General features: G+C 28.4%; 10 protein-coding genes and 1 pseudogene. All 11 read left to right on the top strand.

What is annotated here, in order from left to right; translation table 11 throughout:
* The first annotated feature begins 1,046 nt into the window (after window positions 1-1,046).
* Window positions 1,047-1,265, top strand: a complete 219-nt coding sequence (locus tag IPH62_19825) for a hypothetical protein (GenBank protein MBK7107522.1) — start codon at window positions 1,047-1,049, stop codon at window positions 1,263-1,265.
* Window positions 1,266-1,377: 112 nt separating this feature from the next.
* A pseudogene (gene dndC / locus IPH62_19820) lies at window positions 1,378-2,725 on the top strand (DNA phosphorothioation system sulfurtransferase DndC).
* A 1-nt stretch (window position 2,726) separates the two neighbouring features.
* Entirely contained in the window at window positions 2,727-4,811 is a 2,085-nt protein-coding gene (locus tag IPH62_19815; GenBank protein ID MBK7107521.1) for an AAA family ATPase, read from the top strand.
* Window positions 4,795-5,190 carry a DndE family protein gene (locus tag IPH62_19810; protein MBK7107520.1) on the top strand — a complete coding sequence of 132 codons (396 nt, stop codon included), beginning with the start codon at window positions 4,795-4,797 and terminating at the stop codon, window positions 5,188-5,190. The genes IPH62_19815 and IPH62_19810 overlap by 17 nt, the downstream gene beginning before the upstream one ends.
* A gap of 125 nt (window positions 5,191-5,315) precedes the next feature.
* Window positions 5,316-5,597: a hypothetical protein gene (locus IPH62_19805; GenBank protein MBK7107519.1), complete on the top strand. Its 282-nt coding sequence runs from the start codon at window positions 5,316-5,318 to the stop codon at window positions 5,595-5,597.
* Between the two features lie 530 nt (window positions 5,598-6,127).
* Window positions 6,128-7,192: a hypothetical protein gene (locus tag IPH62_19800; protein MBK7107518.1), complete on the top strand. Its 1,065-nt coding sequence runs from the start codon at window positions 6,128-6,130 to the stop codon at window positions 7,190-7,192.
* 1 nt (window position 7,193) lies between these two features.
* Entirely contained in the window at window positions 7,194-8,627 is a 1,434-nt protein-coding gene (locus IPH62_19795; protein ID MBK7107517.1) for a DEAD/DEAH box helicase family protein, read from the top strand.
* 7 nt (window positions 8,628-8,634) lie between these two features.
* Window positions 8,635-9,426, top strand: coding sequence for a hypothetical protein (locus IPH62_19790; GenBank protein ID MBK7107516.1), 792 nt, complete (start codon window positions 8,635-8,637; stop codon window positions 9,424-9,426).
* A gap of 10 nt (window positions 9,427-9,436) precedes the next feature.
* Entirely contained in the window at window positions 9,437-9,652 is a 216-nt protein-coding gene (locus IPH62_19785) for a hypothetical protein (GenBank protein MBK7107515.1), read from the top strand.
* 2 nt (window positions 9,653-9,654) lie between these two features.
* On the top strand, window positions 9,655-11,811 hold the full coding sequence (locus IPH62_19780) for a hypothetical protein (protein ID MBK7107514.1): 2,157 nt from the start codon (window positions 9,655-9,657) through the stop codon (window positions 11,809-11,811).
* Between the two features lie 5 nt (window positions 11,812-11,816).
* The gene (locus IPH62_19775) at window positions 11,817-12,311 is read left to right on the top strand and encodes a hypothetical protein (GenBank protein MBK7107513.1); all 495 of its coding nucleotides are present in this window, start codon (window positions 11,817-11,819) and stop codon (window positions 12,309-12,311) included.
* Window positions 12,312-12,412 lie beyond the last annotated feature (101 nt).

Here is a 12,412-nt window from a genome sequence, read left to right as displayed (position 1 = left end):
TTAATACAATGCCTTAACTTTTAAATAAACAAGAAGAAGAACATCCAAACGATTTTCAATACATTCTAACATTAAACAGAGATAAAATAGAAAATGAAGAAAACAAAAAACTGATAAAATTGGATATTAATCTTCATAGAAGAGCTGAATTTACGAAGGAAAATAGATTTTTAAGACGAAAATACAAGGAAAAATAAAAAATGTATGTAACACCTAAGATTTCTCGCTTATGGGGCAGGCAGTTATGTGAAGCTCGAACAATTAAACCCATGCTTAACGCAACCGTTTAAAAAGTGACCTTTAACGCCAATCTTCACTGGCAGCAACTACCAGACGCGAGTCAAGTAACATGTGGGAGATCAGAACAATTCCATAAATCCATTCTTAATTTCAACTACCGGTTATTAACATAACTTACACTTAAGTGCAGGAATAATTCAATTCAATAAACCTGAATGCAAATTTTTGTATGAAACCGGTTTTACGAATTAAATCCTACCGGATTATTTTTTTTACACAGGTTATTTCATTTTTTCCTACCTTTGTTTATCAAAATTCCTGAATCATGCTCATATCCACAATCGTCAAAGATACCAACTACAAGCTTATACAGTTAAACTTTGATAAAATTCAGGCACTGGAAAATAGTATAGAAATCAAAAGGGGAAAAGACTGAATATCCGGTAGTCAATTGTCTGGTGTAAAAATCCGGACGAAATTGACCCACCCTTGAAAAGAAAAGGAAAAGAAAAAGAATCAAAAGGTATGAGATTGGTAAAAAAGGTAATGTCTTTCGATAAAAAAGCGAAAGATATTTCAAATAAACCAATTATCAAGAATAATTGTATCAATCATTGGATTATCGTACACCAAATTAAGGGTATTCGATGCCAGGAAAAATTGGAATACGCATACAAACTTTAGGTTTATTGGGTCCTATTTTAATGGATGGTTTAAACAATTTCCAAATTTCTTTTACATTTGTATATCAATTCAAAATGATTAATTAATTTTGTTAGTATAAAATACTGATATAAAAAATAATTATGAATAGTGATTTAAAAGATCCTTTTAGATTTTCACATGAAGGTGTTAAAGAACACTTTATAAAATTAATTGGTGAATTAAAAAAAATAGGTTTTTATGATTTTGGAAGTAGTGGGGATGGTGAAATCACAGTAAAAGGAAATTTTGGGTCTGTGTATATTAGGAAAATACGAAAAAATCCAAATTGGCGATTAATTTATAGAAAAACGCTGTGGTAAGTAAATCTATTATTAAAGAATCTATGGAGGAAGTGATAAATGACATTTTAAAATCAAAAATTAAATAAATTAAACATGACGAGGCATACTGACGAAAAACAAGGTAAGTAATATGACAAATAAACGAATTGAGCATATAATAGATGAACTCGTAGATCAATATACTTATGCTGATCCTAGTGAAAGACCTTGGATTATTGGGTTCAGTGGTGGAAAAGACTCTACTGTTTTACTTACATTAGTTTGGAGAGCATTAGAAAAATAAGAAATGAAATGCCTTATCCATTTCAATTAAGGAGGCCTATTTATGTAGTTTGTAATGATACAATGGTTGAAAATCCTATAATTTCATTGTATGTAGAAGAAGTTTTGCAGAAAATTGAAATTGAAGCAAGAAATCAAAATTTGCCAATTTTTGTTAAGAAAACTATACCAAAAATCGAAGAAACTTTTTGGGTGAATATATTGGGCAAAGGATATCCTATTCCTAATAATACTTTCAGGTGGTGTACAGATAAACTCAAGATAAGACCAACATCATCTTTTATAGCTGAACAAGTTAATGAGATAGGAGAAGCAATTATTTTGATAGGAGCAAGAAGCTCTGAAAGTGCAAATCGATCACGTTCTATAAAAAAACATGAAATTAAGGGCAAAAGATTGACTAAACATCCTAATCATTACAATACTTATGTTTATTCTCCAATAAAAGAACTCCTTGTTGAAGAAATATGGTATATAATCAATGCATTTGAATCACCATGGAAATTTGATAATTCAAAATTATTTAAGATTTATGCTGATGCCAGTGCAGATGATTATGAATGTCCGACGGTTGTAACAGATAACACTCACACATCATGTGGGCAAAGCCGATTTGGATGCTGGACTTGTACAGTCGTGAAAGAAGACAAATCCATGTCCGCTCAAATCAAAAAAGGCGAACTTTGGATGCGGCCATTATTAGAATATAGAAACAGGTTATTAGAAGAAAGAAATATTTCATTTAACAGATTGGGTACTAGAAGAAATGGACAAATAGCTATTACAGAAGATGGTCATAATCAAGGAAATTATACTCCAGAGTATCGAGCAAAAAAATTAAGGGAACTATTAGAAATACAAAAGGTAATTCAAACTTCTAAACCTTTATTAGATTTAATCACGAATCAGGAGCTCATTGCCATCCAAGTTTACTGGTATAGAGATGGAATTTTTGATTTTAATGTGGGTGATATTTATTCAAAAATTTATGGAAGAATTTTAGATACAGAAAATTCGAATAGCATAAATTCTGTCGAAAAACGAATCCTAAAAATGTTTGCATAGATAATCCAAATGACTTTGAATTAATAAATAATTTATTGGCAATTCAACATTCTAAAACTTTGTTATTGTCTAAATATGGAATGCAAAATGATATTGAAAAACACATTGAAAATTTTGTAAGTAAAGCCTAATATGAGGATAAACAAAATAATATTATCAAATTTTAGAATTTATAAAGGATTAGAAAAGATTGAATTTTCACATGAATCCAATAAAAATATAACGTTAATTGCGGGCTTGAATGGATATGGTAAAACAACATTTTTAACAGCATTGATTTGGGGATTTTACGGGAAATTAATCGGGGAAGTTGATGAAAAGTATAAAAAGGAAATTTTTGAAGCTGGTGGTTATAAGAAATTTGCAAATATAATTTTAAACCGAGATGTTAAAAATGATAAGCAATATATCAATGAATTCAGTGTTGAAATTGAATTATCAGACGTTAATATTCCTTCAGTACCATGTCAAAAAATTATTATTCGAAGAGTTTACAATACAGATGAAGAGACCGAAAAATGTATAATCCTTATCGATAACTTTGAGAATGAGTTAACAAAAGAAGTAGGACCTGATATTTTTATAAATGATTTTATTTTACCAAGAGAAATAGCTAAGTTCTTTTTCTTTGATGCTGAGAAAATAGTATCATTGGCAGAGGTCCAATCTCTAAATGAAAAAATAAGACTTAGTAAAGCTTATTCAGAGGTTCTTGGAATTAATAAATATGAAAATCTAAAAAGAAATCTCGAAAATCTAAAATTAAAATTAAGAAAAAAATCTGCTACAGCATCTGATAGAAATAGAATAATTAAGTTGAATGACGATATAGAACATCTTCAAAAATTGATTATTATTAATGAATCTAAAATAAAAGCTACCGAATCTGAGATAGAAAACCTTAAAATTATTTCTGAACAATATCAGGAAAAATTAATCAGAGAAGGAAATAAAATAACTGTTGAAGAATTGATTAAGGTCAAAAAACTGAGAGATAATTTAATACAACAAAGTCAAGAAATCAAAGCAAGATTAAAAGACCTTTTGGAACTGGCTCCCTTTGCTATTGCAGGAAATAATTTAAAAAAAGTTTATTTTCAATTAATTGCAGAAAACAAAAAAAGTGAAAAAAAAATTGATAATGAATATATTAAAAATAAATTCATCACTATAAAACAGAATATTGAAAATTCATTTGATGAAAAGAATGTACCGGAATTGTTAAAGAATGAAATAATTGAAATAATGACCAAAGCGTTTTCATCAAGTGGTACAGGTCAAGAAGAAACGATTGATAAAATTCTTTTGGATTTAAATGGAGTTCAATCTAATACATTTTTCTCTATATTTGATAATTTGAAACTGACCTTTAATGCTCTTTTCAAACAAATCGTAAAAGAAGAAAAAAACAATAAGATTTTTCTTTTGAAAATTTTAAGAAAAATTTCAGATGCTGAAGCAAAAGATTCAGATATTTTAACTCAAAAGTACAAATCAGAAAAGTTAAAAATTGATATCAAAATAAAAGAATTAATAAATGAACAGCATAAATTATATGGTGAAATTGGGGCATATCAGGTCGATTTAAATTCAAAATCCAGGATTCTGTCAGAGCTCAATAAAACAGTAAAATTGGATGAGATCGATGAAAGAAAAGATATCTTAATCGATAGACTCTTAAAAGAATTAAATGAGTTCATTTATAAATATAAAGTCGAAAGGAAGTTTTCACTTCAAAATCGATTGAAATCCAACTTAAACTTATTGATGCATAAAGAAAATTTCATAAGTGACGTAAAAATTGAATTGAATGGTGAAATAATAGAAATTTCCTTATTTGATAGCTCTCAGTCAATAATTGAGAAGGAGACTTTATCTAAAGGGGAACAACAATTATATGCTTCTGCATTGCTAAAATCATTAGTAGAAGAATCAGGTATTCAATTCCCTATTTTTATTGACAGCCCATTACAAAAATTTGACAAAAATCATTCCATCAATATTATTTCAAAGTTTTATCCATCTATTTCCAGACAAGTGATTTTATTTCCGCTACTGGAAAAAGAACTAACTGAAAAAGAATTTAATGATTTATTACCTAATATTGTTAAAACATTTAAAATTAAAAATCAAGATGGGAATTCCTATATTGAAGAATGTGAGCCGAAACATCTATTTCATGACTTAGAAAATAAAATAAATGTTTACGCACATTAAAACATCGAAAGAAAATAAGGAAATAGTCTCAAAACTCACAAGAAAATTGAATCTTGGAGCCGAAAACATTATTGCAAGAATAGCGTTTGCTTATTCTTTATCGACAGAAAAAAAACTTGATCTGGTAAATTTAAAAAATTCACAAGGGAAAGAGTATAGTAATTCTGTTTTGTTTGGAGAGTACCTCCATTATTATATTTCCATGATTTGTGTGAATTATAATATATACAAAACTGATAAAGATATACCAAAATATATAAAAATGCACGTCGATGATGGGTTGGAAATGATCAATCAAGAATTGACAGACAATCCTAATCTGGATGGATTTGAATATCTTATTGATAAAATTGAGAATGGGTTATTAGAAATATGTTAATAAAAAATGATTTAAAATATATTACAATACAGTACTTAAAAGATAATAATCAATTATCAGTTCGTGCAGCAAATTGTTGCACAGCAAATACTTTATTACTTTATATGATTTGGTGAAATATTTTAATGAAAAAGGACAATTTTAAAGGCAAAATTAGAAATGCGGGAGTTAAAACTGTTGAAGAATTAAATAATTTATGTTGGCCAATTATTTTACAAAATGAAAAAGAAGAAATACCTAAAACAGACATAGATCTCCTAAAATTTTTAAGCAATAAAACCTTAATAGAAAGGGAATTGCTTAAGTCAACAGCTGAACTTGTTTTAAAAGTTTCACAAATATCATCAATTGACATTGTTAAATATGGAAAGAATTGTAAAAAATTTATTTGTAACAGAATTTGTTGATCGATATTGGCACTTGCCAATGTTGTGGATTTTAGAACAAGAAATAAAAAATTCTGAAAACACAGAAATAAAAATTTTTAAAGATTCTTTTAACATTTTTCAAAATATAAATTCTTATAAATTAGAAGAATTATCCCAGGTTCATAATTTATCAAAAGAAAGGATTCGACAAATTCGAAAAAAAAATTTTATGATGAGTTATTTAAAAATTCCGATGATGTTTTTGAAGTTAAAAAGGATAAAAATATTGTAAAAAACTTTTCCTTCAAAATGACAATAATGATTGGGAATATTTAGCAGAGTTTTTTGAAGATTTAAATTTTTTAAATCCATCATCAATTAAAATTCAAACATGTATTGAAATTGAAAATAGTAGTTTTTCTTATGAATTTGTACTTCAATTAATAGCATCTATTTTTAGTGATACATTCGTACTATTTGGAGGATTAGATTCTAAAAATAAGAATATTTCTTTGAAATCTCCTTTTTTAATACGAAAAGTGTATGCTGAAATTTTTGATTTTATGAAAATGAAAATCGAATTTTGTAATATTCTTTTTGAGAACGAAAAAGAATATCTTTTAGATATTGAAGACTATATTAGTAGTTCTCAAAATTGGATAAATTTTGATTTTGAAAAAATAATAGAAATAACAAATATTACAAGAGAAATTCTGCTACAAGAGTTTGGATTGTATTCTGAAGATATTAATGGGAAAATTAAAATTCCTATAAATAAAGAAAGAAAAATATTGGATGTAGTTTATGAAATATTAAAACAGAAAGGTAGTCCAATGCACCTTGACGATATCTTTTTAGAGTTTAAAAGTATTATGCCCAACCATAAATATATAGATTGCGGACAATTACGACCATTTTTACAAAGGCATGAATTAATATCATTTAGAAACAGAAATAGTACTTATACTCTTAAAGAATGGAAACATATAAGATCAGGAACAATCCGTGATGCAATTATTGAATTTTTATTGAAAAATAATTTACCACAAACTGTAAACGAAATAACAAAATATGTAATAAAGCATTTTCCAAAAACAACTAAAGCCAGTGTTAGAACCAGTATGCAAATTGACACTTTAAAAAGGTTCGTTTTTTTTGGAAATAATTTGTTTGGATTAGCAAGCAAAATGTACCCAACTGAATTCGAGAAAAAAGACCTGATAAATAAGCTGTTTAAAAATTTTGAGCAACGATTAAATGATTTTGAAAAATTTATTCTTGAAAACAAGCATTTTCCTTTTTCATCTTCCGAAGATTTGGAAGAAGAATCTCTTTGTCGTTGGTGGTATAGAATTATAAATGGCAAGCAACAAATTTCCTTAAATCAACAAAAAGAAGTTGAAAGAATCAAAAATAAATATGCCGAATATGAAATAGATATAAATAATTATAAATGGAACTTGAATTACAACAAATTAAAGCATTTTTTACAAGAAAACCAAAACATATCTCATGCACTTGGGAATGATCATTTTCTTTATGGATGGTTTAAGCGGGCAAAGAAAGATTTTCATAATTATAATTTGACAGATGATCAACGTCATAAGTTTATTGACCTCATAAAATTAATTTAACATGCTGAAAGACAAGGATTTTAAATATAGATATTCAACAGGAAGAAAAGATTTGCCATTCGATTTTTTTGAAATAGCATTGTCAAACAGTAATTGTTTTGATATGGGTTTAGGTTATTTCAGTAGTGCCTCTTTTAATATTCTCTCTGTTGGTATTGCACATTTTATTAGTAATGGAGGTAACATGCGTCTATATATAAATCAACACCTTACAGAAGATGATTATTATCTATTGCAAAACAATAAAAAAATAGATTTTGAGGAATATATAGTTCAATCATTTGATGCCCTCAGAAAAACATTATCTCAGCGAGATGAACATTTCTTTAAATGTCTTTCTTTCCTTGTTCAAACTAATAGAATTGAGATTAAAGTTGTTATTCCTAAAACTGGAGGTTTAGCTCATGAAAAGTTTGGTGTTTTTACAGATGAAAATAATGATAAAGTTGCTTTTATAGGTTCTTTAAATTTAACAGCAGCTGCATTAGTTAGAAATATTGAAACTATTGAATGCACATGTTCTTGGAAAGGTACTGATAGCAAAGAAAGAATTGAAATATGCGAACAAGATTTTGCTGAAATCTGGGATGGCAAAACAAATAATGTACTCGTGTTTCCCACAAAAAAATTCTGTCAGGAGATAGTAAAAACCTATCCAAATGTGGAGGCAAACGAATTACTGATACAAGAGAATGAAATAATTAAAAAATTATCTAAAAATTCTACGATTGAAGATGAAGTATTGGCATCCTCAATAACAATAAGAGAACCTCATTTCCCAGATAAATATCCAGAAGGAGCAAGACCATTTCAAAAACAAGCTTATGAAGAATGGTTAAATAATGGCAAACAGGGGATTTTTGCTATGGCAACTGGAACTGGTAAAACTATTACTTCATTGAATTGTGCACTTCAAGAATATAAAAATGAAAGTATTTACCAATTACTAATATTAGTGCCAACTATTGCATTAGTTGAACAATGGATTGAAGAAATTGCTCTGTTTGATTTTAAAAATATAATTACAATCTTTTCGGAAAATCCTTGGTGGAGACAACAAATTGTCAATTTAGTAGACAAAGTCAGTAGAGGTAAAAAAATTAGTTTTGTATTAGTATCAACATATCAATCTTTTACTAGCAAAGACTTTCAACAAATTTTGCCAGAATTGCCAGATAGTTTGATTGTTATTGCTGATGAAGCACATAATATAGGATCTGAATCTGTTAAGGCAATTTTTCGAACATTGCATTTCAAAAGGAGAATAGCATTATCAGCAACCCCAAGCAGAATATACGACGAAGAAGGAACGGCAGAGTTAGAAAGTTTTTTTAACGATAAACCTCCTTGTGTTCAATTTCTCCATGAGTCAAGCAATAGAAGAAGGATACTTGATGGAATATTGTTATTATCCCAAAATGGCTTATCTGAATAATCTTGAAATGAAAAAATATGCTGATATTTCATTTCAACTACTCAGACTTTTTGACAAATCGACCGGAACTTATAAAGATGAAAATAAAGCAAATAAATTAAAAATGGACCGCAAACGCATTTTACACAAAGCCGATGATAAAATGCGAATATTTAAAGATATAATAAAAGAAATCGGTAGCGATAAGTTAAAATATTGTTTTGTTTATGTTCCGGAAGGCAATAAAGTGTCTGATTCAGATGAAGCTCTTATATATTCAAAATCCGATTTTGATATTGTTCAAGAAAGATACACGGAAAGAATATTAAAAAAAATGCTCGATTTAACAAAAGAAATTTTCCCTAAAACAACTTGTAATACATACACTGGGAAAAACAACAAATCAGAAAGAAAAACGATTTTACAAGGTTTTGAAAATGGGCAAATAAATGTATTGTTTGCTATGAAGTGTTTGGATGAGGGTGTTGACGTACCTAGAGCAGAGTACGGTATTTTTGCTTCTAGTACAGGAAATCCTCGTCAGTTTATTCAAAGACGAGGTCGTTTACTCCGTAAACATAAGGAAAAAACATTTGCACATATCTATGATATGGTCGTTGTACCTAATTTTCAATCTCCATATTACTCTAAAGAATTTTGGCATATGGAACGCAGTTTGGTTAAAGGTGAATTAAATCGAGTTGCATATTTTGCCAATTTAGCAACAAATAATTATACTGGTGCTCTTCAATCTCTTGACGAAGTAGCACGGTTTTATGATTTGATATTATCTGAACTAATTTTAAGTATAAACCAATAAATATAATAATATGACAGGTGAAGAAATTTTCAAAGAGGTGTTGAAATCGCCTGAATTTCAAGATATATTTGAAATTCCAAAAGATAATTTGGAGAAAGAGACATTTAATACAAAGTCCAATTATCCTGTTATTGAAATCGTTAAAGCAATAATTAATGGGCAAGAAAATCATAGGGATAAGAATGCAGTTTTTCAGAATATTCAGAAACAGATCATGCAATTATAGTTATGGCAGCAATCATAAAATCAATCAGTTTTAAGAACTTCTACAATTACTATGGAAGTTTTGAACAGAACACATATCACTTCAAAGAAGGGATCAATATTATAAATGCCGATAACAATATGGGCAAATCGAAGTTCTACAATGGTATTCTTTGGATCTTAAAAGATACTGTTTATGATTCCGACTTAAAACGAATGGTTAATGCAACGTCCTCATTTCAGAAAATGGCCTCAGGTAAAGCATTTCAAGAAGAAACCAATTTTGAAATGGGAGTAAATATTACATTTATTGAGAATGCAAATAAGTATTCAGTTTCAAAAATAGTTCAATTTCAAAAAATGGGTGATAATTGGAATACCAATGAACTATTGAATATTTTGCAAACTATAGATAATAAAGATATTCCAATATTAGACCAAAGAGATAAAGAAATAATTGTTAAAAAAATAATCCCTGTTGAATTAATGAATTATGCCTTGTTACAGGGCGAATCAATGGAACAATTAGTGGATTTATCCTCTCACAACGGTTTATCTTCTACTATTGAAGCCTTAGCAGGGATAAGAAATCTCATTGAAATTTGTGAAATAAGTAAAGATTTATCTCAAAGAGCGAAAGCAATTTCTAATATTAAAGAAAAAGAGATTAATTCAGCAAATAAAAGAATAACAGATTTAATTCAAGAAAGTGAAGAAATAGAAAAGCGCATTGATAGAACTTTTGAACAAATTGAAATATACAAGACAGAATTATCTGAAGCGACAAATAAAAAAAACACTTTGGAGGCACTATTATTGAATGCTCAAAATCGTGAGAGATTTAGAGGAATACAAAAAACTCTTCAAAATGAAATAGATAAATTAAAAGACAAAAAGAATGAAAATGAAAGAAACATTACTTCAATGTTGTTTTCAGAAAGTTCTCCTTGGCTGCTAATGGGCTTAGAAAAGCAAATCACCTCTTTTTCAAATAATTATAAGAATCTTATAATAAAACTGGCTGAACAACGTACAATAAATAAGATAGCAGCAGATCCAACAATGTTATATTTGCCGCCAAATTCTCCTGATAAATCTTCTTTACAAAGAATACTTGATACCGAATGGTGTGAAATTTGTGATCGCCCCGCTTTAAAAAATTCAGAAGAGTGGAAGCACATTGAAATGGTATTGAAACGACCTAAATCTTCTGAAAGTTCTAGTAAGAATGATTTTTCTTCATTTTATGGTGGAATTCAAACTACTGTAAGCTCATTTTTAAATAGTATTCCTGAGCTCTCAAAGTCTATCGAAAAATATAGAACAGCAATTGACAACCTAGAAGTAGTAATTAATCAAAAAGAAGAAGAAAAGGAAATTGCCAAACTGGAATTTCTGAATGCTGGTGGAAGTGAAAATAATTTAGAAAATAAAGACCGGCAAAATATTTCAGACTATACTCTTGCCGAGAAAACTATTGAAAAGAAAAATGAAGATATTAAAAAGGCTGAAGCACAAATAAAGCAATGGGAAACAAGGCTTAACCAGATTAAAGATGAACTAAATGGTATCAATGCTAACAGTGAGATTAAAAACTATCGTGATTTCAGAGATATGATGTGTCATGTAGAATCAATTCTTCTAATCACTAAAGAGCGAATTTTTGATGAAATATTAAAATCTTTAGAAATTAATGCCAATAAGAAATATAATGAGCTTACACAAGGAAATTTAGCAGAAGGTGGCAAATTGAATTTTTCAAAGCAAGCTGATGGTACAGTTCAAGTTTGTATTAAAAATATTAATGACGGTGAATTAACTGGACTAGGTACTGGCTTTCAGCGAATGAAGCAGTTATCTATCATAATGGCTATCATTTCATCCAAAATTGGGAATAAAAAATTTAATTATCCATTTATTTCAGATGCACCTTTTTCTGAGTTTGGAGACAATTTTATCAATAATTTTTTCAAGATAGCTCCGAATGTATTTTCACAAAGTATCATTTTTATAAAGGAGTTGTATGATCCAAAATCTGAGGATTTCCTAAATTCTTTAGGTAAGAGAATTCTGAAAAAGATGGAAAATGGAGAGATTCCAGGTACATTCTATGTAAATGTGATCGAAGAAAAAGCTGATACAACAAATTTAGTTACAAAAAATAAATGTTATAAAGGATAAATATTATGGATGGTTCACAATTAAGAGATTTAATCGGTCAAAAAAGACCAAGATATAATACACAGTACCGAGCATTAATCGAAGCTATTTCCAATAAAGGTGATTCTACAGGAAAGGGAGATTTTTCATCTTTCGGTGCATTTTATCAGACATATATGTATGCTTTTATAATTGGTTATAAATTAGGTACACCTAAATATATTCTGGGTAATGATAAAACCGACGATTTTTTCGTTTTTTCTAACTGGAAACCAACCTCAATGCGCGATTACATTAATATGCTGCTACTTAATAATTCAGAAGAATTTGGATTTAATTGGATTGAATTGGAAAATGCAAGTGAAGATTTAATCAATACATTTGTTACTGAACTTATAAGACAAATGGAAGGCTATGCAAACGCAGGCTTTGAATATTTACAATCCAAATGGGATAATGAGAATATGAAGTTTCGTAATCCATTTGTTTTTGTGAATCTTTTAGAAGAGCTTAATAGTTAATGCTTATATTTTTGATTTATTAAGTATAAATCAAATTTTTATCATCAAACTGAATTTTTTTTGTATTGAAACTACGTGAATATAACAAAATACCAATAATA

The organism is Ignavibacteriota bacterium, from assembly GCA_016708125.1.
Classification (GTDB): domain Bacteria; phylum Bacteroidota; class Ignavibacteria; order Ignavibacteriales; family Melioribacteraceae.
Note: the sequence above shows the minus strand (reverse complement) of the source record. Positions and strands in the feature narration are given on the sequence as shown.

Bases quoted from the DNA above. Each gene is read 5' to 3' on its own strand.
- IPH62_19825 (MBK7107522.1), top strand. From the start codon at position 1,047: ATGAATAGTGATTTAAAAGATCCTTTTAGATTTTCACATGAAGGTGTT.
- IPH62_19805 (MBK7107519.1), top strand. From the start codon at position 5,316: ATGAAAAAGGACAATTTTAAAGGCAAAATTAGAAATGCGGGAGTTAAA.
- IPH62_19775 (MBK7107513.1), top strand. From the start codon at position 11,817: ATGGATGGTTCACAATTAAGAGATTTAATCGGTCAAAAAAGACCAAGA.
- IPH62_19815 (MBK7107521.1), top strand. From the start codon at position 2,727: ATGAGGATAAACAAAATAATATTATCAAATTTTAGAATTTATAAAGGA.
- IPH62_19780 (MBK7107514.1), top strand. From the start codon at position 9,655: ATGGCAGCAATCATAAAATCAATCAGTTTTAAGAACTTCTACAATTAC.
- IPH62_19795 (MBK7107517.1), top strand. From the start codon at position 7,194: ATGCTGAAAGACAAGGATTTTAAATATAGATATTCAACAGGAAGAAAA.
- IPH62_19790 (MBK7107516.1), top strand. From the start codon at position 8,635: ATGAAAAAATATGCTGATATTTCATTTCAACTACTCAGACTTTTTGAC.
- IPH62_19810 (MBK7107520.1), top strand. From the start codon at position 4,795: ATGTTTACGCACATTAAAACATCGAAAGAAAATAAGGAAATAGTCTCA.
- IPH62_19785 (MBK7107515.1), top strand. From the start codon at position 9,437: ATGACAGGTGAAGAAATTTTCAAAGAGGTGTTGAAATCGCCTGAATTT.
- IPH62_19800 (MBK7107518.1), top strand. From the start codon at position 6,128: ATGAAAATCGAATTTTGTAATATTCTTTTTGAGAACGAAAAAGAATAT.